The 26,588-nt window shown below is 64.3% G+C and carries 31 protein-coding genes; 14 read left to right on the top strand and 17 right to left on the bottom strand.

The window, feature by feature from the left end:
* Positions 1-11: 11 nt before the first annotated feature.
* From BLU39_RS10720 to BLU39_RS10685, 8 genes are all read left to right on the top strand, one after another.
* The gene (locus BLU39_RS10720) at positions 12-851 is read left to right on the top strand and encodes a MetQ/NlpA family ABC transporter substrate-binding protein (protein ID WP_092712755.1); all 840 of its coding nucleotides are present in this window, start codon (positions 12-14) and stop codon (positions 849-851) included.
* Between the two features lie 3 nt (positions 852-854).
* On the top strand, positions 855-2,246 hold the full coding sequence (locus BLU39_RS10715) for an LLM class flavin-dependent oxidoreductase (RefSeq protein WP_092712753.1): 1,392 nt from the start codon (positions 855-857) through the stop codon (positions 2,244-2,246).
* Positions 2,247-2,278: 32 nt separating this feature from the next.
* On the top strand, positions 2,279-3,268 hold the full coding sequence (locus BLU39_RS10710) for an aliphatic sulfonate ABC transporter substrate-binding protein (protein ID WP_092712751.1): 990 nt from the start codon (positions 2,279-2,281) through the stop codon (positions 3,266-3,268).
* Between the two features lie 6 nt (positions 3,269-3,274).
* A complete protein-coding gene (locus tag BLU39_RS10705; RefSeq protein ID WP_092712749.1) occupies positions 3,275-4,099 on the top strand; it encodes an ABC transporter permease in 825 nt (274 codons plus the stop codon).
* Positions 4,100-4,113: 14 nt separating this feature from the next.
* Positions 4,114-4,848: an ABC transporter ATP-binding protein gene (locus tag BLU39_RS10700; protein ID WP_092712747.1), complete on the top strand. Its 735-nt coding sequence runs from the start codon at positions 4,114-4,116 to the stop codon at positions 4,846-4,848.
* A 76-nt stretch (positions 4,849-4,924) separates the two neighbouring features.
* Positions 4,925-5,683 carry a hypothetical protein gene (locus tag BLU39_RS10695; RefSeq protein WP_092712745.1) on the top strand — a complete coding sequence of 253 codons (759 nt, stop codon included), beginning with the start codon at positions 4,925-4,927 and terminating at the stop codon, positions 5,681-5,683.
* A gap of 64 nt (positions 5,684-5,747) precedes the next feature.
* A complete protein-coding gene (gene bla, locus BLU39_RS10690; protein WP_092712743.1) occupies positions 5,748-6,638 on the top strand; it encodes a subclass B3 metallo-beta-lactamase in 891 nt (296 codons plus the stop codon).
* 72 nt (positions 6,639-6,710) lie between these two features.
* Complete coding sequence (locus BLU39_RS10685) at positions 6,711-7,190, top strand: META domain-containing protein (protein WP_092712740.1); 480 nt, start codon at positions 6,711-6,713, stop codon at positions 7,188-7,190.
* Positions 7,191-7,281: 91 nt separating this feature from the next.
* Here the strand turns inward: BLU39_RS10685 and epsC are convergent, their stop codons facing one another.
* Positions 7,282-8,235 (bottom strand): serine O-acetyltransferase EpsC, encoded by a 954-nt coding sequence (gene epsC, locus BLU39_RS10680; protein WP_092712738.1) that lies wholly within the window; start codon positions 8,233-8,235, stop codon positions 7,282-7,284.
* A 187-nt stretch (positions 8,236-8,422) separates the two neighbouring features.
* Here epsC and BLU39_RS10675 point away from each other — a divergent pair, with 187 nt between their 5' ends.
* A complete protein-coding gene (locus BLU39_RS10675) occupies positions 8,423-9,616 on the top strand; it encodes a multidrug effflux MFS transporter (RefSeq protein ID WP_092712736.1) in 1,194 nt (397 codons plus the stop codon).
* Positions 9,617-9,680: 64 nt separating this feature from the next.
* On the opposite strand, the gene BLU39_RS10670 is transcribed toward BLU39_RS10675, so the two are convergent.
* The gene (locus BLU39_RS10670) at positions 9,681-9,989 is read right to left on the bottom strand and encodes a hypothetical protein (protein WP_092712734.1); all 309 of its coding nucleotides are present in this window, start codon (positions 9,987-9,989) and stop codon (positions 9,681-9,683) included.
* An 80-nt stretch (positions 9,990-10,069) separates the two neighbouring features.
* Positions 10,070-10,510, bottom strand: a complete 441-nt coding sequence (locus BLU39_RS10665; protein ID WP_034757156.1) for a carboxymuconolactone decarboxylase family protein — start codon at positions 10,508-10,510, stop codon at positions 10,070-10,072.
* Positions 10,511-10,615: 105 nt separating this feature from the next.
* On the opposite strand from BLU39_RS10665, the gene BLU39_RS10660 reads away from it, so the two are divergent.
* The gene (locus BLU39_RS10660) at positions 10,616-12,088 is read left to right on the top strand and encodes a MocR-like pyridoxine biosynthesis transcription factor PdxR (RefSeq protein WP_092712732.1); all 1,473 of its coding nucleotides are present in this window, start codon (positions 10,616-10,618) and stop codon (positions 12,086-12,088) included.
* On the opposite strand, the gene BLU39_RS10655 is transcribed toward BLU39_RS10660, so the two are convergent.
* The 6 genes from BLU39_RS10655 to BLU39_RS10630 form a co-directional block, all read right to left on the bottom strand.
* Positions 12,057-12,647 (bottom strand): DUF1287 domain-containing protein, encoded by a 591-nt coding sequence (locus BLU39_RS10655; protein ID WP_092712730.1) that lies wholly within the window; start codon positions 12,645-12,647, stop codon positions 12,057-12,059. The genes BLU39_RS10660 and BLU39_RS10655 overlap by 32 nt on opposite strands.
* 61 nt (positions 12,648-12,708) lie before the next feature.
* Entirely contained in the window at positions 12,709-13,044 is a 336-nt protein-coding gene (locus tag BLU39_RS10650) for a DUF6616 family protein (RefSeq protein WP_092712728.1), read from the bottom strand.
* Positions 13,045-13,061: 17 nt separating this feature from the next.
* On the bottom strand, positions 13,062-13,808 hold the full coding sequence (locus BLU39_RS10645) for a DNA alkylation repair protein (RefSeq protein WP_092712726.1): 747 nt from the start codon (positions 13,806-13,808) through the stop codon (positions 13,062-13,064).
* Positions 13,805-14,314 (bottom strand): MarR family winged helix-turn-helix transcriptional regulator, encoded by a 510-nt coding sequence (locus tag BLU39_RS10640; protein ID WP_198511278.1) that lies wholly within the window; start codon positions 14,312-14,314, stop codon positions 13,805-13,807. The genes BLU39_RS10645 and BLU39_RS10640 overlap by 4 nt, the downstream gene beginning before the upstream one ends.
* 70 nt (positions 14,315-14,384) lie before the next feature.
* The gene (gene trxC, locus BLU39_RS10635; RefSeq protein ID WP_092712722.1) at positions 14,385-14,837 is read right to left on the bottom strand and encodes a thioredoxin TrxC; all 453 of its coding nucleotides are present in this window, start codon (positions 14,835-14,837) and stop codon (positions 14,385-14,387) included.
* An 88-nt stretch (positions 14,838-14,925) separates the two neighbouring features.
* On the bottom strand, positions 14,926-15,531 hold the full coding sequence (locus BLU39_RS10630; RefSeq protein WP_070218259.1) for a LysE/ArgO family amino acid transporter: 606 nt from the start codon (positions 15,529-15,531) through the stop codon (positions 14,926-14,928).
* Between the two features lie 204 nt (positions 15,532-15,735).
* Here BLU39_RS10630 and BLU39_RS10625 point away from each other — a divergent pair, with 204 nt between their 5' ends.
* Entirely contained in the window at positions 15,736-16,626 is an 891-nt protein-coding gene (locus BLU39_RS10625) for a LysR family transcriptional regulator ArgP (RefSeq protein ID WP_092712720.1), read from the top strand.
* Positions 16,627-16,731: 105 nt separating this feature from the next.
* Complete coding sequence (locus tag BLU39_RS10620; RefSeq protein ID WP_092712718.1) at positions 16,732-17,727, top strand: alpha/beta hydrolase; 996 nt, start codon at positions 16,732-16,734, stop codon at positions 17,725-17,727.
* Between the two features lie 122 nt (positions 17,728-17,849).
* Here the strand turns inward: BLU39_RS10620 and BLU39_RS10615 are convergent, their stop codons facing one another.
* From BLU39_RS10615 to BLU39_RS10590, 6 genes are all read right to left on the bottom strand, one after another.
* Entirely contained in the window at positions 17,850-18,488 is a 639-nt protein-coding gene (locus BLU39_RS10615; RefSeq protein WP_092712716.1) for a phasin family protein, read from the bottom strand.
* 281 nt (positions 18,489-18,769) lie between these two features.
* Positions 18,770-19,105 carry a hypothetical protein gene (locus BLU39_RS10610; protein WP_092712714.1) on the bottom strand — a complete coding sequence of 112 codons (336 nt, stop codon included), beginning with the start codon at positions 19,103-19,105 and terminating at the stop codon, positions 18,770-18,772.
* Positions 19,106-19,132: 27 nt separating this feature from the next.
* Positions 19,133-19,504 (bottom strand): VOC family protein, encoded by a 372-nt coding sequence (locus tag BLU39_RS10605; RefSeq protein WP_198511120.1) that lies wholly within the window; start codon positions 19,502-19,504, stop codon positions 19,133-19,135.
* 115 nt (positions 19,505-19,619) lie between these two features.
* Positions 19,620-20,891, bottom strand: coding sequence for a YncE family protein (locus BLU39_RS10600; protein WP_092712712.1), 1,272 nt, complete (start codon positions 20,889-20,891; stop codon positions 19,620-19,622).
* Positions 20,892-20,948: 57 nt separating this feature from the next.
* Complete coding sequence (locus tag BLU39_RS10595) at positions 20,949-21,737, bottom strand: creatininase family protein (protein ID WP_092712710.1); 789 nt, start codon at positions 21,735-21,737, stop codon at positions 20,949-20,951.
* 251 nt (positions 21,738-21,988) lie between these two features.
* A complete protein-coding gene (locus BLU39_RS10590) occupies positions 21,989-22,459 on the bottom strand; it encodes an SRPBCC family protein (RefSeq protein ID WP_092712708.1) in 471 nt (156 codons plus the stop codon).
* A gap of 131 nt (positions 22,460-22,590) precedes the next feature.
* On the opposite strand from BLU39_RS10590, the gene BLU39_RS10585 reads away from it, so the two are divergent.
* Positions 22,591-23,010 carry a hypothetical protein gene (locus BLU39_RS10585; RefSeq protein ID WP_092712706.1) on the top strand — a complete coding sequence of 140 codons (420 nt, stop codon included), beginning with the start codon at positions 22,591-22,593 and terminating at the stop codon, positions 23,008-23,010.
* Positions 23,011-23,050: 40 nt separating this feature from the next.
* A complete protein-coding gene (locus BLU39_RS10580; protein WP_082127679.1) occupies positions 23,051-23,488 on the top strand; it encodes a GFA family protein in 438 nt (145 codons plus the stop codon).
* A gap of 23 nt (positions 23,489-23,511) precedes the next feature.
* Here BLU39_RS10580 and BLU39_RS10575 read toward each other — a convergent pair whose 3' ends face one another.
* Together BLU39_RS10575 and BLU39_RS10570 are read right to left on the bottom strand one after the other, a co-directional pair.
* Positions 23,512-25,158: a methyl-accepting chemotaxis protein gene (locus tag BLU39_RS10575; protein WP_092712704.1), complete on the bottom strand. Its 1,647-nt coding sequence runs from the start codon at positions 25,156-25,158 to the stop codon at positions 23,512-23,514.
* Between the two features lie 84 nt (positions 25,159-25,242).
* Positions 25,243-26,364, bottom strand: coding sequence for a patatin-like phospholipase family protein (locus tag BLU39_RS10570; RefSeq protein WP_092712702.1), 1,122 nt, complete (start codon positions 26,362-26,364; stop codon positions 25,243-25,245).
* Between the last annotated feature and the right edge of the window lie 224 nt (positions 26,365-26,588).

Genomic DNA, 26,588 nt, shown 5'->3' with positions numbered 1-26,588 from the left:
AAGGAGCCATCATGACCATCGCCCGCCGCAGCATCCTCGTCACCGCCTTGAGCTTGGCCCTGGCGGCCAGCTTCGCCCACGCCAAGGATCCGAAAGACATCACCATCGGCACCAGCGCCGGGCCGTACGCGGACCAGATCAAGCTGGGCATCAAGCCTATCTTGGAAAAGCAGGGCTACAAGGTCAAGCTGGTGGAGTTCAATGACTACATCCAGCCGAACTTCGCGCTGGCCGAAGGTTCGCTCGATGCCAACGTCTTCCAGCACATCGTCTACCTGAAGAAATTCGCGCTGGAACACAAGCTGGCCCTGACGGACCTGATCACGATCCCGACGGCGCCGATCGCCATCTACAGCAAGAAGCACAAGACCTTGGACGACGTGAAGGAAGGCACGACGGTGGGCTTGCCGAACGATCCGACCAACCAGGCGCGCGCGCTGGTGCTGCTCGACCAGCTGGGATGGATCAAGCTGCGCGCCAGCTTCGACCCCGTGCGCGCGTCGGAAAAGGATATCGCCGTCAACACGAAGAAAATCAAGCTGCTGCCGCTGGAAGCGGCGCAGCTGCCACGCTCCTTGGGCGACACCGATTACTCCTTCATCAATGGCAATTACGCGCTGGCGTCGGGGCTGAAACTGACGGAGGCGCTGGTGGCCGAGAAAATCTCGCCCAACTACATCAACCTGGTGGCCATCCGCACGGCGGACAAGGACAAGCAGTTCGCAAAAGACCTGGCGGCCGCCTACCGTTCGCGCGAATTCCTCGACATCACGAACAAGCACTTTGCCGGCTATTCGAAACCCGATTACCAGCAAGCGTTGCAGACGGCGGCCAACTCGGTGACCAAATAAGCCATGGCAAAGACGATACGCTTCAACGCCTTCCAGATGAATACCGTCGGCCACCAGTCGCCTGGCCTGTGGACGCATGCGCGCGACCGCAGCCACCGCTACACGGACCCCGCGCACTGGACGGAACTGGCGCAGCTGCTGGAGGCGGGCCTGTTCGACGCCGTGTTCCTGGCCGACGTGCTGGGCGTGTATGACGTGTACCGGGGCAGCCTCGATGCGGCCCTGGAACACGGCGTGCAAGTGCCGCTGAACGATCCGCTGGCCCTCGTGCCCATCATGGCGCAGGCCACCACGCACCTGGGTTTCGGCGTCACCTGCGCCCTCACCTATGAACACCCGTACACGTTCGCGCGGCGCATCTCCACGCTCGATCACCTGACGGGTGGGCGCATCGGCTGGAATATCGTCACCGGCTATTTAGACAGCGCGGCGCGCAACCTGGGCTTGAGCCAGCAGCTGGGCCACGACGAACGCTATGACCTGGCCGACGAATACCTCGACGTCGTCTACAAGCTGTGGGAAAAGAGCTGGGACGACGACGCCGTCGTCAACGACAAGGCGCGCGGCATCTACGCCGATCCGGCCAAGGTACATCCGATCAACCATGCCGGGCGCCACTACCAGGTGCCCGGCATCCATTTGTGCGAACCGTCGCCGCAGCGCACGCCGCTGCTGTACCAGGCGGGCACCTCGCCGCGCGGCACGCGCTTCGCGGCGCGCCACGCGGAAGCGACCTTTGTCAGTGGCCCCAGCAAGACGGTGGTCAAGCGTTATGCCGACGACTTGCGCGCGGCCGTGCGGCAAAGCGGGCGCGATGGCGACGCGCTGCTGATCTACGCGCAGGCGCTCGTCATCACGGGCGCCACCGAGGAAGAAGCGCGCGCAAAACACGCCGACTACCTGCGCCACGTGAATATCGAGGCGGCCCTGGTGCTGCTGTCCGGCTGGACGGGCGTCGACTTCAGCCGCTACCCGCTCGACGCCACCATCGACTACATCGATTCGCCGGCCGGCCGCTCGGCGCTGGCCTCGTTCAGCCAGGCCGACCCGGATCGCACGTGGACGGTGCGCGAGGCGGCCGAATACATCGGGCTGGGCGGACGCGGCCCCGTACTCGTCGGCGATGCGCGCCAGGTGGCCGACCAGCTGGAAAGCTGGCTCGATGAAACAGGCATCGACGGCTTCAACCTCGCCTTCGCCGTGGCCCACGACAGCATGGCCGACGTGGTGGCCCACATCGTGCCGGAACTGCAGCGGCGCGGCCGCTATCGCACGCAATATGAAGAAGGCAGCTTGCGCCACAAAGTCTTCGGCCAGGGCCCGCGCCTGCCCGCCGATCACGCGGGCCGCCAGGTCAGCATCGCACCCCCAGACGCCGCCCTGGCAGCGGCCTGACATATAGATCAGATTCCCCATTCAAGGACACCATGAAACGCAGAACCCTCTTGCAACTGGCCGCCAGCGGCGCCGCCCTCGCCACCTTGCCCGGCCTTACCCGCGCCGCCACGCAGGCGCCCTTGAAGGAGCTGCGCCTCGACTACGCCTATTATTCACCCGCCAGCCTGGTGCTGCGCCGCTTGGGCTGGCTGGAAGAAGCGTTCAAGCCGGACGGCACCAGCATCAAGTGGGTGCTCAGCGCGGGCAGCAACCGCGCGCTCGAATACCTGAACGCCAACAGCATCGACATCGGTTCGAGCGCCGGCCTGGCCGCCCTGCTGGCGCGCGCCAACGGCAACCCCATCCGCGCGCCGTATATTTTTTCGCGTCCCGAATGGACGGCGCTGGTCGTGCGCAAGGATAGCCCCATCCGCAGCATCGCCGACTTGAAGGGCAAGAAGGTGGCCGCCACCAAGGGCACCGACCCATATCTGTTCCTGCTGCGCGCATTGAAGACGGCGGGCCTGAAACGCGGCGATATCGAACACGTGAGCCTGCAGCATGCCGACGGCCGCGCGGCGCTGGAGCAGGGCAAGGTCGATGCCTGGGCCGGCCTCGATCCGCACATGGCCGCCAGCGAACTGGAAGCGGGGTCGCGCCTGATCTACCGCAACGTGGCCTTCAATACCTACGGCTTCCTGAACGTGCGCGAGGAATTCCTTGCCAGCCGCCCCGCCGAAGTGGGCAAGGTGATACAGGCCTACGAACGGGCGCGCGCCTGGATACGCGCCAACCCGGCCGAGGCGGCGAAGATCCTGTCGGAAGAAGCCAAGGTCAGCCTGCCGGTGGCGCTGCTGCAGGTGAAGCTGCGCAGTGACTTCAGCAATCCGCAGCCGTCCAACGAACACGTGAAGGCCCTGCTGGTGGCCGCGCCCATCCTCGTCGATGAAGCGCTGGTCAAGCCCGGCGCCGACTTGAACCGCGCCATCGCGGACCTGGTCGACACGCGCTTCGCCTCCCCCTACATCAACAAGGCGTAAGCGGTCATGGCCAGAGACACGCTCACCGCGCCGGCGCAGGCCAACGAGACCGGCGTCCGGCGCAAGCTTCCTCCCTTGCCGCGCGCGGCGCTTGGCCTGCTGCTGCCCGCCCTGGCGCTGCTGGCGGCGGAAGTGGGCGTGCGCGCGGGCGCCATCCCCGCCAACCTGCTGCCGGCGCCCAGCGACATCGCCGCCACCATCGCCGACCTGGCGCGCCAGGGCCTGGCCGGCCACGTATTGGCCAGTACCGCGCGCGTGGCCATCGGCTTTGCGGGCGGCGCGCTGCTGGCCATCGTGCTCGGCGCGGCCGTAGGCTTGAACCGCGCGGTGGAGGCGCTGCTCGACCCCACTTTCCAGGCCCTGCGCGCCATTCCCTCGCTGGCCTGGGTGCCCTTGTTGCTGCTATGGCTGGGCATCGATGAAGCGCCGAAACTGGTCCTGATTGGCATCGGCGCCTTCTTCCCCGTCTACATGGGCGTGGCGTCGGGCATCCGCGACGTGGACCGCAAGCTGATCGACGCGGCGCGCATGTACCGTTTGAGCCGGCCCGCGCTGGCGCGGCGCGTGCTGCTGCCGGCCGCGCTCCCTGCCATCTTCACGGGTCTGCGCAACGGTTTGAGCCTGGCCTGGATGTTCATGGTGGCGGCCGAGCTGATCGCCGCCAGCCAGGGCCTCGGCTATCTGCTCAGCGACGGGCGCGAAACGAGCCGCGCCGACATCGTGCTGGCCGCCATCGTGCTGCTGGCCGTGCTGGGCAAGGCCAGCGACAGCCTGATGCAGCGCCTGGAAACCCGCTTGCTCGCCTGGCGCGACAGCTATGCCATCACCTGACGAAAGCCCCACGCATGACTGCCCTGCTTGACATTGCCATCCATGACAAATCCTATGGCGCGCGGCGCGTGCTGCACAATCTGCAAATGCAGCTGCGCCAGGGCGAGATCGTCAGCCTGATCGGCGCCAGCGGCTGCGGCAAGAGCAGCCTGCTGTCCATCGTGGCGGGACTCGATACGGACTTTCGCGGCACCCTGCGCATGGGCGGCAAGCCGCTGGCCGGCGTGCACGCCGACATCGGCCTGATCTTCCAGGAACCGCGTTTGTTTCCCTGGCTGACGGTGGCGCAAAACATCGCCTTCGGCCTCGGTGCCGGTGGCGAAAACGATCCCCGCGTCGCGCAATTGCTCGAGGAAGTGGGCTTGCGAGGCCATGCCCACAGCTTGCCCAAGCAGCTGTCGGGCGGCCAGGCGCAACGCGCGGCGATTGCCCGCGGCCTGTTCGGCCAGCCCCGCATCCTGCTGCTGGACGAACCGTTTTCCGCCGTCGACGCTTTTACGCGCATGAAGCTGCAGGACTTGCTGGCCGCCGTCGCCGCGCGCCATGGCTTGAGCGTGCTGCTGGTAACGCACGATATCGACGAAGCGCTGTATCTGAGCGACCGCATCGTCATGCTCGATACGCGCGCCGGACCGCCGCGCGCCCATTACGAGGTGGCAGCATCCCGGCCGCGCCTGCGCACGCCGGCAGCGCAGGCCGCATTGAAGGAGACCATCCTCGGCGAACTGCACGCCGCGCACGCGATCTGAGGCTGGCTCGCCGCCCCAGTGACAAGCCTGGTCATTCATGTTAGCTTGCCATGTCAAAAAACAAACAGGCGGCTACGTGCACTTTTCCTTCCTTCCCGTTCTCGCCATCCTGGCCCTCGGCCACAGCGCGGCGCACGCCGATGCGCCGGCCGACACCGGCCAGTCCGTCCACGTCAACAGCATCCGCAATCCGGAATTGAAATCCTACCGCGTGATGGCGGCTGGCCTCGATGCCTTTGACGACTACCATGCACTGGCGCCCAAGGCGCGCGAAGTGCGCTTCCAGCTGATTCCCGGCCCCGATGCTCCGGCGGACATCATGCAGGACGTGGCCTTGCGCATCGCCGGCAGCGACACCACGATCAACTTGCCCCTGTCGGCCGATGGCAGCTTTGTGCTGCCCCGCAGCGCGCAAGCCGACAGCGAAAATGCGGACCTGATCACCAACAAAAAGCAGGGCCAGTTCCGCTGGCAGGCCAGCGTCCGCAGCGACGATGTGCCACCCGGCATGCGCCGCCTGGGCGACTTGCGCCTGCAATGCCAGGTGACGGTCGCCATTGCCAAGAAAGAGATCCCATTTTTGATACGCACCTTGATCGCCACCAAGCTGCGCACCACCGACTGGTGTTCCGCCGGCGCGCTCAAGATGGGCACGCACAGCGATCCGGCCATCGCCAGCGCCACCCTGCTCGTTGGCGAGCGTCGTGTCGCGCTGCAGGTAAAAAACGGCGGCACATCCTTCCAGGCCCCCGTGGGCGATAGCCGCTATGCGGACGATACCCTGATCGAACTGGTGTACAAGGACACTGGCGACGCGCCGCCCGCATCCTTGTGACGTTTGCGTCCGGCCCCGTTCCGTGTCAGCATACGCCACCCTGGCAACACGGATAAGGATCACAATGCACCCCACTCTTACGCGCGCGCCGGCGCTGGCACTGGCGCTGCTGCTGGCCGGCCCCGCCGCCCAGGCGCAGACGCCAGGCTGCGACATCTGTGCCACCTGGAACGCGGACCAGGCGCCGTTCCGCATCTTCGGCAATACCTATTATGTGGGCGTGAAAGGCCTCTGCTCCGTGCTGGTGACGTCGCCGCAGGGCCACGTGCTGATTGACGGCGGCTTGCCGGAATCGGCGCCCAAGATCATCGCCAATATCGCCGCCCTGGGCTTTCGCATCGAGGACGTGAAACTGATCCTCAATTCGCACGGCCATATCGACCATGCGGGCGGCCTGGCCGAACTGCAGCGGCGCAGCGATGCGCTGGTGGCCGCCAGCCCGTCGGCCGCGCTGGACCTGGCGTCGGGCGAAGTGGGCCCGGACGATCCGCAATACCATGCGCTGCCCAAGTACCCGCCCGTCAAGGACATGCGCCTGGCGCGCGACGGCGGCCAGTTCAACGTCGGCCCCGTCAACGTGACTGCACATGCCACGCCGGGCCACACACCCGGAGGCCTGAGCTGGACGTGGCAATCGTGCGACGGCCCCCGCTGCCTGAACATGGTCTACGCGGACAGCCTCAACGCCGTTTCGCGTCCCGGCTTCAAGTTCAGCGCCAGCAGCGAGTATCCGAACGCGGTGGCGGACTTGCGCCACAGCTTCGAGACCCTGGAAAACCTGCCGTGCGACGTGCTGATCTCGGCCCACCCGGAAGCGTCGCAGCTGTGGGAAAGGCTGGAGGCGAGTGCCACGGCCGGCAGCGAGGCGTTCATCGACCCGCAGGCTTGCCGCGCCTACGTGGCGGCGGCGCGCACCGTGCTCGAGGCCCGGCTGGAGCAGGAAAAACAGCAGTGAGCTTGTCAAGCGTGCACGCTGACGCGGCACCGATCTGCTACGCTGGTGCCATTCAATTAAAGAAGGATTGCCATGTTCACACTCGCCAGACTGATTCCTCTCGCCGCCATCGTCGCCATCACGGCCGGCTGCGCGCAAACACCCGTGCGCAGCGACGCTGCCGCCGCCGCGCCGGGTGCCACCTCGCCCGCCAAGCCGGCGCCGAAGCTGACGGGCACGCAGTGGAAGCTGAAGGAATTGAAGGGCAAGCAAGTGGTGCGCAAGGCGCCCGAGCAGCGCGAAGTGACCCTGCTGCTGGCCGAAGGCCGCGCCAGCGGCCACAGCGGCTGCAACCAGATGATGGGCGGCTACACCAGCGATGGCGTCAGCACCTTGAGCTTTGGGCAGATGGCCGGCACCATGATGATGTGCCAGCCGCAGGACATGGACCTCGAGCGCCTGCTCCTGACCACCCTGGGCGAAGTCAACGGCTACCGCTACGCGGACCAGGAATTGCTGCTGCTGAAGGATGGCGTGCCCGTGGCGCGGTATGAAGTCCTGACGGTGAAGTAAACCCGACCGCAAGTACCGGGGTCGTACCCTCAGGGTACGACCCCAGCCCTAGCTCTGGGGTTTGGCTAAAGCACCTACTTTATTTCACTCTTCAATCATTACGCATCTGCGCTTGAGATACATTACTCTCCGGCGGCACGCTCTGCGTCAGCCACACATTCCCCCCGATGGTCGATCCCGTGCCGATGGTGATGCGCCCGAGCACGGTCGCGCCCGCGTAAATGACCACGTCGTCCTCGACGATGGGATGGCGCGGCGTGCCCTTGATCAGCGCACCGGAAGCATCCGCCGGGAAGCGCTTGGCGCCCAATGTCACGGCCTGGTACAGGCGCACCCGCTGGCCGATGATGGCCGTCTCGCCGATCACGACGCCCGTGCCATGATCGATGAAGAAGGAGGCGCCGATGTGCGCGCCCGGGTGGATGTCGATGCCCGTCAGGGTATGCGCGATGTCGGCGATCAGGCGCGCGAGGAACGGCGCACCCAGCGCGTGCAACTGATGCGCCAGGCGGTGGTACAGGATGGCGATGGTGCCCGGATAGCACAGCATGATCTCGGCCACCGACGTGGCGGCCGGGTCGCCCGCATAGGCGGCCTGCACGTCCGACACGAGCAAGGCGCGGATATCGGGCAGGCTGGCGGCGAAGGCGCGCGTGATGTCGCGCGCCTGCTGCGCCAGGGCCGCGTCGTCGCTGGCGGCATCACCCTCATCGCCGGCCGGAACGGCGTGAGCCGGAGCCGAGAACAGCAGGCCGCGCCGCACCTGTTCGCTGAGGCGGTTCAGGGTCGTGTTGAGGGTGTCGCCGACAAAGTAGTCGATGCTTTCATCGGTCAGGTTGGGCCGCCCGTAATGCGTGGGGAACAGGGCCGCCGACAGGCCGTTGACGATGGTGGTGAGCGCTTCGCGCGACGGCAGTTCGCGCACCCTGCCGTTATGGCGGATCTTGTGCTTGTCTTCGCGCGAGCTGCGCAAGGCTTGGATCACGGGCCCCAGGTTCCAGTGGGCCGTGTCGTCGGCGGGCGCCGCGGGATAAATGCTGTGCATGGCGTATCTTCCAAAAAACGGCAAACAGGCCGGGTCGCCCCAGCTTAGCGGCCAGGCACCGCGATTCAAAAGAAGAATTCCAAGATTCCATATGCGAAAAACGCATATCGATCTCGCGGCGGCATGCGATCAAGCCCGATCGTTGCCACTAGCGTAAAATGACGGACTAACAAAAACACTGTTCAACATGACTAAATTATTAACCTGGATCTTGGCGGGCCTGGCGATGGTCGGACCGCTTGCAATTGACACCTATCTGCCGTCGTTCCCCGCCATCGTGCACGATTTCAATGCCAGCCCCCTGCTGGTGCAGCAAACCCTGAGCTTTTTCCTGTTCACGTTCGCCTTCATGATGCTGTTCTACGGCACCCTGTCCGACTCGTTCGGTCGCCGTCCCGTCATCCTCGTCTCGCTGGCGCTGTACGTGATCGCCTCCGTGGGCGCCGCGCTGGCACCGTCGCTGGGCTGGCTGCTGGCCTGGCGCGTGCTGCAGGGACTGTCGGCGGGCGCCGGTTCCGTGATCGGCCGCGCCATCGTGCAAGACCGTTATTCGGGCGCCGCCGCGCAGAAAATCCTCTCGCACATCATGATGGTGTTCGCGCTGGCGCCGGCGATTGCGCCCGTGCTGGGCGGCTGGCTGCAGGTAAGCCTGGGCTGGCGCTGGATCTTCTGGTTCCTCACGGCCTTCGGCGTGCTGATGTTCGTCGTCGTCTGGCGCGCCTTGCCGGAAAGCCTGCCGAAGGAGCAGCGCCACGCCTTCCACCTGGGCGACATCGCCGTCAATTACTGGAAGGTGCTGTGCCACCGCCAGTTTCTGCTGCTGTCGACGGCCATCGGCGCCGCCTTTGGCGGCTTCGCCCTGTACATCGGTTCGGCCGCCTACTTCATCATCAACATCCTGCACCTGCCGGAAACGGCATTCGCGTGGCTGTTCATTCCCCTGATCAGCGGCATGGTGTTCGGTTCGGCCCTGTCGGCGAAAATCGCCCACCGCTACAGCCAGCACCAGATGATCTGGGCCGGCTTCATCCTCATGCTGGTGGCCGCCGCCGCCAACATCGGCTACAACTATGTTTTTGCCGCCGAAGTGCCATGGGCCGTGCTGCCGCTGTTCTTCTACTCGTTCGCCCTGTCGATCGCCATGCCGCCGATGACCCTGATGGCCTTGAACCACTTCCCCAACAACAGCGGCCTGGCGTCGTCGATGCAATCGTTCATCCAGATGCTGCTGTTCGCCCTCGTCTCGGGCCTGGTGGCGCCGCTGCTGTTCGACAGCGCCTTGAACCTGGCGTATGGCGTGATGGCGGGGTTGCTGGTGAGTTTGGTTTGCTGGGTGTTTGCTCAGGGTGGTTCGGCGGATGCGGTGACGAACAAACAATAAACCCGGGGCAAAGACCGGGGTCGGACCCCGAGGGTCCGACCCCGGCCCTTCATTTAGGGTTTCCTCAAGGCCAAGGCGCAGGCGTCACATCCTGGTACTGCGCCCCGCCCTGCTCCGGTTCCGCTTCATCTTGCCGGGACGGCTGATTCAGGGAACCGGCCGGCGACCGCAAGCTCAATATCTCCTTGCGCGCCTCGACGAAGTCGGCGGAACTGAGGGGGTGCTGCTGGTCGGGCCAGTGGCTGACGGCCCACTCCTGCAAGGCTTCGAAGCGCCGCCACAGTTCGGCGATGAATTCGCGGCGCGCTTCTTCCTGCGCTTCTTCCTGCTGTGCCGGCGTCTTGTCGGCGCCTTCCCCGATAGCTACTTGCATGGCTGCTCCCTGGCTGATCAATCGTCCGTTCAGCCTACGCAGGGGTCAGCCAGCCGTCTGTTCGCGAACGAACACAGGATTTATTCAGGCATCTTGCGAAAGCCCACGGCCAGGCGGTTCCAGGTATTGATGGAGCCGATGGCCAGGGTCACGTTGACCATCTCCGCCGGCGTCAATTGCTCCGCCAGCGCCGCATAGTCTTCATCGGACGCGTGATTCTGCGGCAGCAGGGTCAGCGCTTCCGTCCAGGCCAGCACGGCCCGCTCGCGCGGCGTGAAGAACGGCGTTTCGCGCCAGACGGAGACGGCATACAGGCGGCGCTCCGTTTCGCCGGCCTTGCGCGCGTCGCTCGTGTGCATGTCCACGCAAAAGGCGCAGCCATTGATTTGCGAGGCGCGCAGGCGGATCAGTTCAAGCAGCGAGTGTTCCACGCCCAGCTTGGCAATGGCCGCTTCCAGCGCATACATGGCCTTGATGGCGTCGGGCGAGGCTTGCACAAAATCGAGTCGTTGCTGTGTCATGATGGCATTCCTTGATAAAGTAGAGATGCACCATTGTAGAAGCGCAAGAAGAGCGCGCGGCAGGCCAATCTTCCCGAAAAACAGCAGACCACCAGCAGACACACCATGGAATTACACATCCTGATCGACGGCACGCGCGACCTGGGCGGCCAGTTGTACCGCCAGCTCAGCGAAGCCATCCGCTCGGGCCGGCTGGCGGACGGCCAGCAATTGCCGCCCTCGCGCCTGCTGGCCAGCCAGCTGGGCCTGTCGCGCAAGACGGTGTCCGACGTATATGACAAGCTCGGTTATGAAAAGCTGCTGGTCGGCAAAGTGGGCGTGGGCAGCTTCGTGCAGACGCCGCACGCCTCGCCGCAGCGCCGCCACGCCAGCACGCCGCTGGCCAGCGCGCAGCGCATCGCCCGCTGGGAAGCGACGTCCACGCCCTTGCGCCGCGCCAGCCAGGAAACGCCGGCGCGCTACGCCTTCATCGGCGGACGCGCCACGCCCGCGCACTTCCCGCAAGATGAATGGCGCGCCTGCATGCTGCACGCGCTGCGTCAGGGTGGCCAGGCGCGCGGCCGCTATGGTCCCGTGGAAGGCTTGCCCTCGCTGCGCGCGGCGATCGCCGGCCATGCCGCCTTCAGCCGCGGCATCCATTGCACCGAGGAACAGGTGCTCGTCACCAGCGGCGCGCAGCAAGCCTTGCACCTGCTGGCGCAGACCCTGCTGGAACCGGGCGACACGGTAGTCGTGGAGGAACCCGGCTACCCGGTGGCGCGCGCCGTGTTCGCCAGCCAGGGAGCGCACGTGGTGGGCATCGAAGTGGACGAGGATGGCCTCATCGTCGGGCAAATCCCGGATGGCACACGGCTGATCTACGTCACGCCCGCGCATCAATTTCCACTGGGCATGCCGATGAGCATGGCGCGCCGCCATGCCTTGCTGGAACGGGCGCAACAGCTAGGCGCCATTGTCATCGAGGACGATTACGACAGCGCTTTCCGCTACGAGGGCCGGCCGGAAGATTCCCTGCAAAGCATGGACCGCTATGGCGTCGTCGCCCACGTGGGCAGCTTTTCCAAGATCATGCTGCCGGAACTGCGGCTCGGCTATGTGGTGCTGCCGCAAGCCATCGTAGCCGCCGTGCAGACGGTGAAATACCTGAGCGACTACCATACGGCCAGCCTGGGCCAGCATGCGCTGGCCAAGTTCATCGCCGACGGCCATTTGCTGCGCCACATCCGCCGCTGCCACGACATCTATGCGGGCCGGCGCGAGCGCTTGCTGCACTGGTTCAACGGCCCGCTGGCGCCATGGTTCCGCCTGGTGCCGGCCAGCGCCGGCTTCCACGTGGCGGCCCTGGCCCAGGCGCCGCTCGACGTCGTCGAATTGCAGCGCCGCGCGCGCCTGGCCGACATCAGCCTGTATGCGCTGTCCGGCTTTTACCACGGCCCCGCCCGCCACGAAGGCCTGTTCCTCGGCTATGGCGCCATCGACAAGCTCGATATCGACACGGCACTGGCCAAGGTGCTGGCGATCCTGCAGGAAATAGCGCCCGTGTCCGTCAGCGGGGCTGCCAGCGGTAGTGCCCCGTAATCGTATAGCTGAACAGAATATTTTCCTCGCGCGCGCCTTCGCCGATGTTGTGGATGATGAGCGGCACGCCGCCCCACGACTGCTTGTCGCTGACGATGCCGATGTGCGTGAGGTTGCCCGGCAGGCGCCAGGTGACGATGTCGCCCGCGCGGTAGGCGTTCGCCTCCTTGCTTGGCGGCAAGCTGGTGCCGTGCCGGGCAAAATACGTGCCCAGGTTCGGCACGCGGCGGTGGTCGATATTGCGGTCCGGTCCCTTCATTTGCCAGCGCCCCTGCTGCTGGTACACCTGCCACGCCTTGCGCATGTCTTCATGCACGAGCACCTGCAAATCCTGCCCCAGCTGGCGGTAGGCGCGCACGATCACGTCCGTGCACACGCCCCGCTCCATCGGCACGTCGCCGCCCGGATAGGCGAGCCGTTCGTAGCGCGGGTCGTACCGCACGGTCACGCCCACCTGCTTGCGGGCGGCGACGACGAGGGCTAGCGGGGTGGCGGGAGCGGCCGACGCCAGCATGGGCGCCAGGGCAAACAACAGGGTGGAGAGCAGTTTGAGTGGCATCAACGTCGTAATCGGATGAAAATGCCAACTTTACCGCAGCGGCAAGGAAAACGCCGTACGCTTAAACGGTGGCCAATTGCGCCAGGTGGCCAGCAAAATCCACGGCCGTGCCAGCCGCATTGATGGTGTCGAAATAATCGTGCCAGCCCGTGGCGGCGATGCCGGCCAGCAAGGCGTCCAGTGCCGCCTCGTCCGGGAAGCGCCAGACCGCATAGAATTGCCGGGCGGCCGCGTGCAGCTTGCCGCCATCGATGGCGCCCATGGCCAGCGCTTCGGCGCCCATGCCGGACAGGGCCGCCATGCCGGCGCCGACCCTGTCGAAATACGCCTGGCGCGCGGCGGCGTCGAGGGCCAGCCAGGCCGGTTTCGGACTGTACAGTTCCAACAGATAATGCATGGTTTTCCTCCAAAAAATCAAGAAATCGAACGCAGGGCGCGCTTGCAGATGCGCTGCGTGGCAGTAGCAGGGCTTTCCTGCAGCCATTGCGCACACACGCTGCGCACCCAGTCCGGCTCGCTCCTGGCCGCATCGTTGAGCCAGTTGGCCACGGAATCCTGCACGTAGACGGCCGGATCGGCGCGCAAGGCTTGCAGCACGGGCAAGGCCAGCTGCGGCTGCGCCTTTAAGCGGGCGATATGCGCGCACCACACGCCGCGCGGGCGCAGCGCCTCGCAGGCAAAGCGGCGCACTCTTTCCGACGGGTCCGCCGTCCACGGCGCCAGCAAGACGATTGCCTCGTCAAGATGCGCCGCCAGATGGGGACGCAGCGCCAGCCAGGCCCATTCGCGCACGCCGAAGTGGCCATCGTCGGCCAGCGGCCGCATGGCGGCCAGCTGCTGCGGCAAGGTCAAGCCAGCCTGGGCGGCGATGGCAAAGCAGGTCCATCCCCGTACCGTGTCGGATGGGTGGGCTTGCAGCACAGCCAGGTCAACTTGTGCATCGAGCAGCAATTGCGCCGCCAGCGCCATGCGCCTGGTGATGCCGTCTGCCGCCAGCGCGCGCATCCGGTCCAGGCGGGCGGCACCAATACCGGGCACGGCCGCGGCCAGCAGCTGGGCGAAATCGATGGCCAGCCCTTCCGTCAGGGTGGCGCTGGCCACGCTGCCCCCGTTCAGCAGGGCCAGGCGCGCGGGCGCGATGTCGGCGACGCCGCGGCTCATGGCGCACCCCGGTCCGTCTTGCGCCAGGCTTTTTCCAGCAGCGTACTCAATAGCTGCATTTCTGCCGGCGTGAAGTCGGCAAACAGGCTGGCGATCCACTGTGCGTGCTCGTCGACCAGGGTCGCAGCGGCGGCTTTTCCCTTGGCGCTCAGGCGCACGAACAGCTTGCGCCGGTCGAACTGGTCAGGATGGCGCGCGAGGAAACCGTCGCGTTCCAGGCCGTCGAGCAAGCCCGTGATGGTGCCGCGCGTCACGCCTGCCCGCTCGGCCAGTGCGTGTGGCGAGAGGCCGTCGGGCATGTCGCGCAACAGGGACAGCAAGACAAACTTACCTTCGGACAAGCCATGCCGGCCCAGGCGCGCGGCGCAATCGCCATCGATGGCGGACGCCAGGCCCAGCACTTCAAAGCACAGGCGCAAGCGCCCGATCGATGCCCGCGTGTCCGCGCCGAGCGCGCGGCGCTGCACGTCACCGAGCAAGGCCGTGTATTTCTGTTCAAGTTTTATCATAAGGCGCAATATAATATGGCGCCATATTAAATGTCAAATGGAAAACCGCCACGGTTTTCCTGCCAGCTCAAAGACGGGCTTTATCCCTCGCCCAGGCGACGATGGCATTGGCATCGATGGCGCCGGGCTGGCGCGCCACTTCCACGCCCCTGCGGAACAGGGCCAGGGTGGGAATGCTGCGGATATTGAAGCGGCTGCCCATGTCCGGCGACGCTTCCGTGTTTACCTTGACGACGCGAAACGCCGGCTCCAGGGTCTTGGCTGCCTGGACATAAAATGGCGCCATGCTGCGGCATGGGCCGCACCAGGGCGCCCAGAAGTCCACCAGCACGGGAATGTCGCTGCGTTCGATATGCTTGAGGAAACGGGCGCTGGCCAGGTCCACGGGTTCGCCCGTGAATAAATCCTTCTGGCACTTGCCGCAAGTGGGCTGTTCCGCGAGCCGCGCCGCCGGCAAGCGGTTGACGGCGTCGCAATGGGGGCACACGATGTGCAGGGAGTCTGGCGTGGTCTGGGTCATGGCATTCCTGGAAAACGTAGCGTCTAGTTGAAGGCTATTTTACGGGGAATTGCCGCGCGCCGCAGGCAGGCTGCGGCGCTTGTCACGCTTACAGGAACAGCGAGGCGGCGATGGCCCACATGACGAGGGCGATGATGCCGTCGAGCACGCGCCAGGCCATGGGCTTGGCAAACACGGGCGCCAGGTAGCGGGCGCCAAAGCCCAGCAGGAAGAACCACAGGGCCGAAGCCATGATGGCGCCGCCGGCAAAGTAGAAGCGTCCCACGCCTTCATGCTGGCCGCCGATCGAACCGAGCAGGATGACCGTATCGAGGAAGGCGTGCGGGTTCAGCAGGCTGAACGCCAGTGCCGCGCCGATCACGGCCCAGTAGCCTTCGGGCGCCTTGGCGGCCGACACCGTCAAGGCCGTGGGGCGCCAGGCGGACTTGGCCGCGCGCAAGCCGTAGGCGATCAGGAAGGTGGCGCCGCCGGCCTTGGCCCACAGCAGGAAATTCGGGTTGTCGGCAATGAACGTACCCATGCCGGCCACGCCGGCCGTGATCAGGATGGCGTCGCACAGCAGGCAAACCAGGATGCAGGTGAGCACGTAATGGCGCTTCAGCCCCTGCTTGAGCAGGAAGGCGTTTTGCGTGCCGATGGCCACGATCAGGCTCGCCCCGAGCCCCATGCCTTTCAAGAAAATTGCGCTGTCCATATCGATTCCTTTCCATTGCTTTCCATCACGCGCACGGTCGCCCACGCTCTGCCGGCAAAGGCAAAGTCATCAGAGGTAGGTGGAGGGTGGTGCGGAACCAGGAGGACCGCGCGGCAGAGTGGAGTTGTTACCCTATTTCAACAGTGTAAAGAAAAAGTAAATATAAGTATAATGAATGATTATAACCATATATAAGAGAAACTTATGCGCGTCGTCGATTACCGTGGATTGGCCGCCCTCGACGCCGTGATCGGCCTGGGCAGTTTTGAAAAGGCGGCGCAAGCGCTGGCGATCAGCCAGCCGGCCGTGTCGCAGCGCATCCGCACCCTGGAAAACCTGGAAGGCACCTTGCTGATCATCCGCAGCCACCCGCCCCTGCCCACGGAAGCGGGCCAGCGCCTGATCGCCCACTACCGGCAAGTCAAGCTGCTCGAAGCGGCGCTCGATGCCCAGCCCGGCCCCACCACGCAATTGCCGGCGCTGGCCATCGCCGTCAACGCCGACAGCGCCGCCACGTGGATACCGGAAGCGCTGGGACCGCTGCTGTCGCCGCCGTCCTGCCTGCTCGATATCCGCCTCGACGACCAGGACCATACCTTGAGCCAGCTGCGCGAAGGACGCGTGTTTGCCTGCGTCACCAGCGCCAACGACCTCGTGGCCGGCACCACGGCCACGCCGCTGGGCGGCATGCGCTACCTGTGCGTGGCCTCGCCCCCGTTCGCGCAACAATGGTTTCCCCATGGCTTTACGGTGGAAGCCGTCAGCCAGGCGCCCGCCATCACCTTTGGCAGCAAGGATGCGCTGCACGAGCGCTACCTGCAGCACCGGCTCGGCTACACGGGCCGCTATCCGCACCATGTGCTCGGTTCGGCGCGCGACTTCGTGCGCTTCATCGAAGCGGGCTATGCTTATGGCATGGTGCCCCTGCTGCAGGCGGAAACGGCACTGGCCGCCGGCAGGCTCGTCGACGTGGCGGCAGGTCAGGCGCTCGACGTGCCCCTGACCTGGCATGCCTGGGATATCCAGACGCCGCTCACGCGCACCCTGTCGGACGCCGTCATCGCCACGGCGCGCAAATGGCTGTTACAGGATTGATTGACGCATGCAACATTTATCTATGCTGGAAAGCAACTTCCCCATGTGCGCCCGGCCCAGCCTGGCCTACACTGCAAGCATCAACCACCACCATCGGGAGCTTGCATGACGATCCTGCGCACTGCCCTGCTCGGCTTGCTGGCGGCCATCCCGCTCGCTGCCGGCCTGGCCGCCTGCTCGCCCTTGACCGCCATCAATGCCTTGTCGTCCGGCAGCGCCTCGCAAGTGACGCGGGGCCTGGCCTACGGCCCCCTGCCACGACAAAAGCTCGATGTGTACGCCCCCAGGATCCGCACGGGACCCGTGCCCGTCGTGGTGTTCTTTTATGGCGGCAACTGGACGACGGGCGAACGCGCCGACTATGCCTTCGTCGGCCACGCGCTGGCGGCGCGCGGCTACCTGGCCGTGATCGCCGACTACCGGCTGTATCCGGACGTGCACTACCCCGAGATCTTGCAGGATGCGGCCCGCGCCGTGGCCTGGGCCGCGATGGAATCGCGCCGCCATGGCGGCGACCCCACGCGCCTGTTCGTCATGGGCCATAGCGCCGGCGCCTACAATGCGGCCATGCTGGCGCTCGATGCCAGCCTGCTGGCGCGCCACGGCATGCGTCCGCAGGACTTGCGGGGCTGGATAGGCCTGGCCGGCCCCTATGATTTCCTGCCCATCGAAAACACCACCACCCGCCCCGTCTTCTTTTACCCGGACACGCCCGCCGCTTCGCAGCCCATCCACCACGTGACGGCCGACGCCCCGCCCGCCCTGCTGATCGCCCCGTTGCCAGGCAAGGACAAGCTGGTCAATCCGCAACGCAACACGGGCGGCCTGGCCACAGCCTTGCGGGCGCTGCACCGGCCCGTGACGGAAACCTATTTCGACCACGTGGGCCACGCCACCCTGGTCGCCTCGCTGGCCGGCCCCTTGCGCAGGCTGGCGCCCACCCTGGACGCCGTCAGCATCTTCATCGACGCCAACAGCGGGAGCGACTTGCCCTTGTCCGATACGGCCTTGTCGGCAAGCATGACCTCGCCCTCCCGCCCGCCTGGCGCGGCCACGCCGGCGCCCGAGCCGCACGCCTACGACAAAACGCCCGCCCCGTGAAGGGCGGGCGCTGTGCCCGGATCACTACGCACGATGCTTGCCGGCCCGACGCATAGTTGGCCACATATCAAGGCCCAAAGGCTCGGCCCGCGCGATGCGACTCAGCGGCAAGCAACTCGCGCTTACTCCTTGCGGCTGGCGCTGCTGCTCTTGCTTTGTGCGGAGCCCGCTTGCGATGTGCTGCCGCTGGCCGAGCCTTCGCTGCCTGCCGACTGCTGGCTGCCCTGGTGGCCGGCGCTTTGCAGGCTTTGACCGTCACGGCTTTGCGCACCGCGTTGCTGGTCGCGGTTGGCGCCGTTCTGATGATAGGCCTGGAACGGTTCGGCGATGCGCTGCATGGCTTCCTGCTGCTTGCGCACGTTTTTCTCCGTTTCTTCCGAAGCCGTGCGGGCCACTTCTTCGGCCAGGGCCTTGGCGGTGCGGCTCGTTTCATTCACATGACGCTCTGCCACATTGGCCAGTTCGACTTGCGTATCGGCCGCCAGGCGCGATACCTGTTGCTGATATTTGCGCAGTTGCTCGGCGGCTGGCTGGCCCGAGGCGGCAGCCACCTGGAACACATCTTCAGCGCGCTCGACCGTCAACAGGTTCTGGCTGGTGACCGTGGTTTCTTCCAGCAAGCCTTGCGCCAGCTGCATGTTCAGGTCACTGAAGTGCTGCACCGACTGGAACAGCGACTTCGACAGGCCATTGAAGAAAGCCAGTTGCGCTTCCAGGTGGTTCTTGGCGGCGGGGGTAACACTACGGGAATATGGATACATGGAGTTCCTCATTAAATAGCGGTTGGGTGGACATAAACGGATGGCGGCACCACCGGCTGTCGAACGTTCAGACAGACGGCCGGGCTAGGCCACGAAACGCGAAAAAACATATCCGGTTGGTGGGGAAGATGCTTTGCAACGCGAGTCCCAAGGCTACGTGAGCACTGCAGGTGAGGGATGATCTAGATCAAAGGTGCGCAAGGCTGCGCAGAAAGTGTGGGCTGGACGGCTGGCCCTTGGCAAACGTCAGTAACAAGGAGGAAAATCTGTGCCAGGCACGCTCAAGCAGCGACGCCCGCGCCCGGCACGACGGGCTTGTAGCCATGGCTGCGCAGCGAAGCCTCCAGCCAGCGGTTGCCATACCAGCCACGCGCCAGCAAATAGCTGATCTCCGCGGCGGCCATCAACAGCATCATCGGGCCGATGCGCAGTTCGGTCGCCAGATGGCTGCCAAACCACAGGCACGCATCCATGGCCAGCATGAGCAGCAACAGCCACCAGCGGCGCTTGGCGACGGCCCAGAACGAGCCCAGGAACAGGGCCGGCCAGGAAAAACCCGCTTTGACGTAGGCATAGCGGCCGGCATCGTCGGCAAACAGGGTGGCGCTGTGCTTCATGCTGCTCTCTTCAGGTATTGTCCGGCCTCACGGCTCGGGATGGTGGCAAACGGCTTCGACATTGTGACCGTCCGGTCCCAGCACGAAAGCGCCATAGTAATTCGGATGATACAGGGCGCGGATGCCGGGGGCGCCGTTATCCTTGCCGCCCGCTTCCAGCGCGGCCTGGTAAAACGCATCCACCTGGGCGCGGTTGGCCGCCGCGAAGGCCAGATGCATGCCGGCCTGCGGCGTGCCGCCCGCGCCGAACCAGAAATCGGGCTTGCCATCCTTGCCCATGCCTACCCAGCCCTGCTCTTCCATTACCACCGAGACGCCCAGGGGCGCCAGGGCGGCCGCAAAGAAAGCCTTGCTGGCCGGTGCATCGCTGACAGTCAAACCGATGTGATCAAGAATCATGATGGCGTTCCCTGGAGGTAGTGGAATAGAAAACGCAGTATGCGCCAATATTGCATTTTAAGCAATTGCAGCAACAGATACGGCGCGGCTCCCCCAGGAACGCCATGCCCCCTGCCTAGCGCAGGTTGCCCGTATGACCGAGCGAATAGCGCCCCGGCTGCGGCCACACGGTCAGGCCGTGCGGTTCCTGGCCGACTTTCACCTTGGCTACGTCGCCGCTGTTCGTATCGATGCGGTAGACCACGTCGTCGAAACGGCCGGACAGCCACAGGTATTTGCCGTCGGCGGACACATTGCCCATGTCGGGGCTGCCGCCGCCGGGAATCGGCCAGTTCGACACGACTTTTTCCGTCGCGAAATCGATCACGCTCACGCTGCCCTTGCCTTTCGGCTTGCCGTGGATGCGGTGCGTGCCGCGGTTGGCCACGTACAATTTCTTGCCATCACGGCTAGGATACAGGCCGTGCGCGCCCACGCCCGTCTGGATGAAGCCGATTTCCTTCAAGGTAGCGCCATCGACGATGTGCACGCCGTCGGCGTCCATGTCGGCGATAAAGAATTTCTTGCCGTCCGGCGAGATGCGTATGTCTTGCGGCATGCCTTTCTTGACGCTGCAGATTTCATTCGCCGGGCCGCCCACGGGACCGGACTCGGCAAAGCGCTTGGCCGGCATCTGCAATTTCAGGTAGCCGTCGACCTTGCGGCCCACGAGGTCGATCTTGGCGATGGTGCCGTCGAATTCGCAGGTGAACATGGCATAGCGGCCGTCATTCGAAAAGTCCGCATGGTTGATGCCGCCGCACTGGGGCGTGTCGATCGAATACTGCACGGCCATGGTCTTCGGATCGCGGAAATCGAGGCGGTGGCGCGCTTCGGCCACGACGATGGCCGACTTGCCGTCCGGCGTGTAATACATATTGTAGGGGTCATCGACAGGCACTTCCTTGCCCGGCTTGCCGCTCAAAGGGTCGATCGGCGTCAGGCTGCCCTTGTCCGTGCGCTCGGCATTGTTCGCCACCCACAGGGTGCGCAAATCCCACGACGGCACGACGTGCTGCGGGCCGCTGCCGACCTTGAACTTGTCGACCACTTTCAGGCTGTCCTGGTCGATCACGTACACGTCGTTCGAGCGCAGATTGGGCACGTACACGCGGCGCAGGTGATCCTTGACGACGGCGCTCATATTGCTGCTGGCGATGCTGCCGTACACGTTCTTCGGGTCCACCAGCGGCGGCATGCCCGGCAGCGGCGAATAGGCGGCGGCCGGCGCGGCGGCAACTGGGGCCGGCGTGCTGGCGCCGATGACCTGGCTGGCCACGCCCAGGCCGGCCAGTGCGGCAGCCAGGGCGGACAAGGTGACGATGGAGCGTCGTTGCATTTTTTTCATGTGATTTCGCGTCATTTCGTTGCAAAAGCCGGAAGTTCAGCACTTCCAGCGGAAGATTTATTTATTACGTTGCAGCAGCTGCCTGATAGCGGCCACCGAGGTGTCCACCTGCAGCTTGATACCGATCTGGCCCAGTTCAGCCGTGGCCCGCGTGGCGTCGCCGCGCACGCCGTCCGCGACGCCAGGCTTGGGGCCATGGGCCATGGCCTCGCTGCGCACCAGCGACGGGTCCGTCGCCAGCATCAGGGCCGCGTCCGCCAAGCCCGCGTGCAGCCCGATCTCGGCGCTGCTGTGGCCGCGCTTTTGCAGCTCGGCAATATACGCCGTCTGCGTGATGTCATAGTAGTCGAGCAAGGCATAAGCGCGCGCGTCCTTGCCGGTGGCGGCTTTGCCCCATGAGCGGTTCAGCTTGTTGGCCACGTTCTGTTCGTTTTTTTGATAGCCGCCATGGTCGCCGAGGAAGATAATGTCGCGGAAACCATGCTGGCGCAGGCTGGCGGCAGCCCCTTCCAGCACGGCTTCGAAGGCGGCGGGCGGAATCGAGATGGTGCCGGCAAAGCGCATGTGGCCGGCCGGCGGAACAATCGCGCCTTCCGGCACGTAGGAAACGACGGGCGCGACGATGGTATTGCCCAGCTTTTGCGCAATCTGCCGCGCCAGCAGCCCGGCGCGCACATTGTGCTTGCCCAGCGCGATATACGGCCCGCTCTGCTCGACGCCGCCTATCGGCACGAGCACGGTCGTGGCGCCGTGGTCGATACGGCTGCGCAACTCCGTGCTCGTCAGCTCTTCCAGCATCACGCCGCTGCTGGCGGGCGCAGCCGCTATCGCGGACGCCGCTGGCATCAGGCAAAACAGGGTCAGGGCAAACAGGGAACCGAGTGGCTGGGACCGACTGCATGGCGCGCAAGGCGCACAAGGTACATTCGGCAGGTGGAACTGCAGAGTCATAAGCAAACATCTTTCCGAGGTCAAAGCGTGACGCCGTGCCCGGCCTTGCCAGGCAAGCTGGCTGCCACGCAGGAATTGTATTCCATCATGACAGGAAGGGCACGTTAATTTGACGCGGCAGTTTGCAAGGAATTGACGACGGGAAACTATCTATCAGGCTGCTGCCGCGCCAGCCCCGCCGCCTCACCGTCATGGAGAGTCTCGTTGCGCTTCTCGGCATAGGCCTTGAGCGAGCGCATCGTCCTGGGAAGCCCGTCCCGGACTTGCCTGGCGACGCCTGGCCCGAACAAAAAGGCAAGCGCTCCGGTGAACCACACGCGGTGAACGACTTCCGATCCGCCATCTGCGGCAAGCACCGTGTGCTCGAAATGGATGCGGAACAAAGGAATGTAGCCTTCGACGGTGAACGAGCGGCCCGCCGAGCGCTCCGTGACGAGCATCGGAATGCCCATCCCCTTGCTGGGAACGATACGGCCATGTGTTCCCACCGCAAATGGCCCATTGAGCCGGGCTTGCTTGGTATCCGGATCCCACTGATGCCATCGGTCGACCTCGCTCCAGATTTGATCGATGACCGTGGGCGGGACGGCAATGTGGATGCTTTCTTCGATTTGCATCAGCGGGTATCTCCCTATTAATATCAATATAATTGCATTCTGACTATACAAACAAATGACAAGGCATGTATTCACACCTGGGCACGATGCTACCCTAGAAACGCTGCCCAGGGCACCTTGGATGTTGAAAGATGATAAACAAAACACATTGGCGGGTTGAGGAGCTAAAACATCACTCGGCCGATATCGTCTGGCTTGATGCCGCGGATGCTCGCCGTGCCTATGATTTGGTGGGTCTGCATGACTCGAAGACGCATCTCGGCTTGAACAGTAACACCGTTGATTCCATCGAGCGATTCGCCTTCGGAGACGACGTGGCCATCGCAACCAGCTGGTTACGGGAGCGCGTGCCAGGAATTCAGCAGGTCGTGGTGGTGTTTGGAGAAGACGCATGCTTCGTCTGCAGCAGTGTGTTCCTGGTCGAGAACTGGTCGGATATTTTTGTACCGTCACGTGACGACGCGATGATCTATTCGAAGGACACGCCGCTTATCCTGTTTTATTGCCATGAGAATCAATTCGAGCTGGGGCAGCGGATTGTCTTTGATTGAAGGCCGTGTTCGGACACAAGCCGTCATTGTAAGGAAAAAAATGAAAAGCACTGATGGAAAGTTACGAGGTTCATGCCATTGTGGATCTGTAAGATTTCAAGTTCGACTTAGCGACGGGCTCAAGACAGCACGGCGCTGCAACTGCTCCTATTGCCGCATGCGCGGTGCGATAGCGGTTTCTGCGGCGCTTCAGGATATAGAGATCACTTCTGGAGAGGAATTGCTCACCCTTTATCAGTTTCACACCATGCAAGCGAAGCACTATTTTTGCTCAAAATGCGGGATATACACACATCACCAACGCCGGTCAAAACCCGATCAATTCGGGATCAATGTGGCCTGTCTGGAAGGAATCAGTCCGTTTGACTTTGAAGAAGTAGCAGTCAACGAAGGCCGACTCCATCCAAAAGATAAAATTGCTGGAGGCGGACCTGACATCGCTGGATACCTACGCTTTTTTCCGAATACCGCCCATTAAATGAACCGGGGCGGTCAAAAGATTTAACCTCGAGCACTGCGGCCCGGCAAGGCCAGGCGCCGGCTGGCGGCAGCTGTTGCCGGGGCCGGCAAGCCACCCGCCACTTTCAATGATTTTTCCTTGGCGTCGCCACGCAGGCGGAACACGGCCACCACGTCGACGAGTTCCACGGCACGGTCTTGCAGCGAGGATGCCGCGGCGGCCGCCTCTTCCACCAGGGCCGCGTTTTGCTGGGTGACCTGGTCCATTTGCGAAATGGCCTGGTTCACCTGCTCGATGCCGGCGCTTTGCTCGTGGCTGGCGTTGGCGATGTCGCCCATGATGTCCGTTACGCGGCGGATGCTGGCGACGATTTCTTCCATCGTCGCGCCCGCCTGGTCGACGAGCGCGCTGCCCGTGTTGACTTTATCCACGGAATCCTCGATCAAGCCCTTGATTTCCTTGGCGGCCGCCGCCGAACGCTGCGCCAGGTTGCGCACCTCGGTGGCGACCACGGCGAAGCCACGGCCCTGCTCGCCTGCGCGGGCCGCTTCCACGGCCGCGTTCAGCGCCAGAATGTTGGTTTGGAAGGCAATGCCGTCGATCACGCCAATAATGTCGGCGATCTTCTTCGCCGACTCATTGATCGAGCCCATCGTGCCGACCACTTGCGCCACCACGGCGCCGCCCTTGCGGGCCACGTCCGAGGCGGACACGGCAAGGGTATTCGCCTGGCGCGCATTGTCCGTATTCTGGCGCACGGCCGAGGTCAGTTCTTCCAGGCTGGACGCCGTTTCTTCCAGCGATGACGCCTGCTGTTCCGTGCGTACGGACAAGTCCGCGTTGCCGGCGGAAATCTGCGCGGCCGCCACGCTGACCGTATCGGCCGAGGCGCGCACGGTGGCGATTACGCCGACGATGCGCTCCAGGAACTTGTTGAAGGCCGTGGCCGTGCGGCCCACTTCATCCATGCGCTCGACGGGCATGGCGGCGGACAGGTCCAGCGAAGCGCTGACACGCTCCAATGTATGTTCGATATTGCCCAGGCCGCCACTGATGGTGCGGTAGATATGCCAGGCCAGCGCGCCCGTCAGCAGCACGGCCACGCCCAGCACGGCCAGCATGGTGTTGAACGCCGTGTCATAGGCAGCCAGGCTTTCCGCTTTTACATCGTCGACCAGCTTGTTGTTGTAGGCGATATGGTCATCCATGCTCTTTTTGGCGGCGGCGGCCGTGATGGCCAGCGGCGTGCCGGCCAGCAAGGTGGCGCGCACGCCATCCATGTCGCCCGCGTAGGCGGCGGCAAAGAATGGCACGAGCGCGCGGCGGTAAGCTTCCATGGCGGCCTGGTCGGCGTCGAGCATCTTGCTGTCCGTCGCGTCATACAGGCGCTCGGCGCGGTAGGTGGCGATGACCTTGTCGAAATTCGTGTTGGCGTCGGCCACGGCCTTGTCCAGCGCCGTCTTGTCGGCCAGGTTGGAGAACACGGACAGGCGGTAGCCGGCCAGGCGCGAATCGGCAAGGAAACCCTTGGCCGCATTCAAGCCCTGGATACTGGGGATGATGCGGTTTTGCACGGTATCGAAACGCTCCTGGGCGCGCTGCAGCTGGATGGCGCCGCCCGCGCCCAGCAATAGCAGGGCCAGCAAGGCGATGGTCAGGGTCAGAATTAATTGCTTGGTGATATTCATGGTGTGTCACAGTAAAAAGGTGGCCTGGCAAGGCCAGGCGGGATAAGAGCTGCCGATCGGGTGGCCGGGATCGCTTGCCGGCGATCAGGCCGCCAGCGGGGAAGCGTCGGGAGTGCGGCGCAGCAAGTCACCATGCTGGCGGCAAAACGCCAGGCCCGCCTTGTGGCCCACGTCGAACAGCAGTTGCATGTTCGAGCTGGACCAGTCCAGAGTGTCGGGCCAGTGCTGCTCCGGGATGCCTCCCATCAGGTCGAGCTTGAGCAGGCGTCGCTTGGGCTGGCCCGTGCGCGCATCCGTGTTGTGCTCGAGTTCAAACAGGCGCAACTCGCTCTTGGAAATCTTCACCAGCGGCGTGATGATGGAGCGCACCCAGGCGTCATACAGGTTGCGCGGCTTGCGCAGCAGGCGTTCGTCGCCGAGGATGTCGAGGATGACCAGGGTGTCGGCGTCATGGTGCTCGCCCTTGCCTTCGATAAACGGATCGAAATTGAGCGTATCGAGGGCCGCGCCTTCGATGTAGTCGTCGCCCCCGATGGTCGTGGGCGCATACAGGAAGGGGAACGACAGGGCCGCGCGCACATGGATCGGTTCGATCTCGTGCTTGCCCCAGATTTGCATGCGGTGCTCGCTGAGGTTGTAGGCATTGATGTAGAAATCGGGACGCATGCGCGCCACGCCCGAAAAATCCACGGCTTTTTCCAGGAAGGGCAAATGCGCGCACAGGCCCAGGCTTTTCGCCGACAGATCCGACGGCGACAGTGACGACACCATCAGCTTGCCCCAGTCCGACCAGGCCGTGGGCACGCCCGCAAACGTTTGCTGGAACGCCTGAAAAAAAGGATTGTTGGCCGGCGGCTGGAAGGCGTCGCGGAAAGTGCTCGCGTGCATGCCCGGCTTCTGGAACACCTTGTAGTTGATCGGGATCATCTTGTAGATGCTATCGGCCACGCCCGTGTCGGCCCAGCTTTGCAAGGCCTGGCGCGGCGCGGCTTCGTGCGGCGTCGTGTAAAGCAAGCCCATCAACACGCCCGCGCCCGAGGCGGAAATGACGTCGAACTCGATACCCTCATCGAGAAACGCGGCCAGGGCACCGGCGATCAAGGTGGAATTTGGTGCACCGCCACCGAGCAGCAGCCCCGTTTTGCGGGCCGGTTTCGCTGTCGCGGCTGGTGCCGGATCCGGCGGTATCGTCGTGACTGTCTTCATGCACACTCCCTGAACGGAACGGGATGATCATCCCTTAATTGTTGGTTACTACACGCTGATGGCGCCTAATCCTGCACATGTCCCTGCAACCGTCCGGCAAATGCAATGCTGCAGAAACAGATATGAAATTAACATAAATAAATTCCTTATGGCAATTTCCATAACGAATGACGGGTATTCAGCAAGGCCATAAGTTGATGCCGTGCGGCATGGCTTGATGCAGC

The sequence above is a fragment of the Janthinobacterium sp. OK676 genome, assembly GCF_900103595.1.
Taxonomy (GTDB): domain Bacteria; phylum Pseudomonadota; class Gammaproteobacteria; order Burkholderiales; family Burkholderiaceae_D; genus Janthinobacterium.
This window is presented reverse-complemented; position numbering and strand designations above follow the sequence as displayed.

What these genes read in the sequence shown, in the direction of transcription:
- BLU39_RS10650 (WP_092712728.1), bottom strand. Translation starts at nt 13,044, where the DNA reads ATGCATTATCTGTTGGAACTGTACAGTCCGAAACCGGCCTGGCTGGCC.
- BLU39_RS10620 (WP_092712718.1), top strand. Translation starts at nt 16,732, where the DNA reads ATGACGATCCTGCGCACTGCCCTGCTCGGCTTGCTGGCGGCCATCCCG.
- BLU39_RS10665 (WP_034757156.1), bottom strand. Translation starts at nt 10,510, where the DNA reads ATGACACAGCAACGACTCGATTTTGTGCAAGCCTCGCCCGACGCCATC.
- epsC (WP_092712738.1), bottom strand. Translation starts at nt 8,235, where the DNA reads ATGCACAGCATTTATCCCGCGGCGCCCGCCGACGACACGGCCCACTGG.
- BLU39_RS10685 (WP_092712740.1), top strand. Translation starts at nt 6,711, where the DNA reads ATGTTCACACTCGCCAGACTGATTCCTCTCGCCGCCATCGTCGCCATC.
- BLU39_RS10585 (WP_092712706.1), top strand. Translation starts at nt 22,591, where the DNA reads ATGATAAACAAAACACATTGGCGGGTTGAGGAGCTAAAACATCACTCG.
- BLU39_RS10645 (WP_092712726.1), bottom strand. Translation starts at nt 13,808, where the DNA reads ATGAGCCGCGGCGTCGCCGACATCGCGCCCGCGCGCCTGGCCCTGCTG.
- BLU39_RS10570 (WP_092712702.1), bottom strand. Translation starts at nt 26,364, where the DNA reads ATGAAGACAGTCACGACGATACCGCCGGATCCGGCACCAGCCGCGACA.
- BLU39_RS10655 (WP_092712730.1), bottom strand. Translation starts at nt 12,647, where the DNA reads ATGCCACTCAAACTGCTCTCCACCCTGTTGTTTGCCCTGGCGCCCATG.
- BLU39_RS10575 (WP_092712704.1), bottom strand. Translation starts at nt 25,158, where the DNA reads ATGAATATCACCAAGCAATTAATTCTGACCCTGACCATCGCCTTGCTG.
- BLU39_RS10660 (WP_092712732.1), top strand. Translation starts at nt 10,616, where the DNA reads ATGGAATTACACATCCTGATCGACGGCACGCGCGACCTGGGCGGCCAG.
- BLU39_RS10615 (WP_092712716.1), bottom strand. Translation starts at nt 18,488, where the DNA reads ATGTATCCATATTCCCGTAGTGTTACCCCCGCCGCCAAGAACCACCTG.
- BLU39_RS10700 (WP_092712747.1), top strand. Translation starts at nt 4,114, where the DNA reads ATGACTGCCCTGCTTGACATTGCCATCCATGACAAATCCTATGGCGCG.
- BLU39_RS10590 (WP_092712708.1), bottom strand. Translation starts at nt 22,459, where the DNA reads ATGCAAATCGAAGAAAGCATCCACATTGCCGTCCCGCCCACGGTCATC.
- BLU39_RS10595 (WP_092712710.1), bottom strand. Translation starts at nt 21,737, where the DNA reads ATGCCAGCGGCGTCCGCGATAGCGGCTGCGCCCGCCAGCAGCGGCGTG.
- BLU39_RS10705 (WP_092712749.1), top strand. Translation starts at nt 3,275, where the DNA reads ATGGCCAGAGACACGCTCACCGCGCCGGCGCAGGCCAACGAGACCGGC.
- BLU39_RS10600 (WP_092712712.1), bottom strand. Translation starts at nt 20,891, where the DNA reads ATGAAAAAAATGCAACGACGCTCCATCGTCACCTTGTCCGCCCTGGCT.
- BLU39_RS10720 (WP_092712755.1), top strand. Translation starts at nt 12, where the DNA reads ATGACCATCGCCCGCCGCAGCATCCTCGTCACCGCCTTGAGCTTGGCC.
- BLU39_RS10625 (WP_092712720.1), top strand. Translation starts at nt 15,736, where the DNA reads ATGCGCGTCGTCGATTACCGTGGATTGGCCGCCCTCGACGCCGTGATC.
- BLU39_RS10710 (WP_092712751.1), top strand. Translation starts at nt 2,279, where the DNA reads ATGAAACGCAGAACCCTCTTGCAACTGGCCGCCAGCGGCGCCGCCCTC.
- BLU39_RS10580 (WP_082127679.1), top strand. Translation starts at nt 23,051, where the DNA reads ATGAAAAGCACTGATGGAAAGTTACGAGGTTCATGCCATTGTGGATCT.
- BLU39_RS10605 (WP_198511120.1), bottom strand. Translation starts at nt 19,504, where the DNA reads ATGATTCTTGATCACATCGGTTTGACTGTCAGCGATGCACCGGCCAGC.
- BLU39_RS10675 (WP_092712736.1), top strand. Translation starts at nt 8,423, where the DNA reads ATGACTAAATTATTAACCTGGATCTTGGCGGGCCTGGCGATGGTCGGA.
- BLU39_RS10630 (WP_070218259.1), bottom strand. Translation starts at nt 15,531, where the DNA reads ATGGACAGCGCAATTTTCTTGAAAGGCATGGGGCTCGGGGCGAGCCTG.
- bla (WP_092712743.1), top strand. Translation starts at nt 5,748, where the DNA reads ATGCACCCCACTCTTACGCGCGCGCCGGCGCTGGCACTGGCGCTGCTG.
- trxC (WP_092712722.1), bottom strand. Translation starts at nt 14,837, where the DNA reads ATGACCCAGACCACGCCAGACTCCCTGCACATCGTGTGCCCCCATTGC.
- BLU39_RS10670 (WP_092712734.1), bottom strand. Translation starts at nt 9,989, where the DNA reads ATGCAAGTAGCTATCGGGGAAGGCGCCGACAAGACGCCGGCACAGCAG.
- BLU39_RS10610 (WP_092712714.1), bottom strand. Translation starts at nt 19,105, where the DNA reads ATGAAGCACAGCGCCACCCTGTTTGCCGACGATGCCGGCCGCTATGCC.
- BLU39_RS10715 (WP_092712753.1), top strand. Translation starts at nt 855, where the DNA reads ATGGCAAAGACGATACGCTTCAACGCCTTCCAGATGAATACCGTCGGC.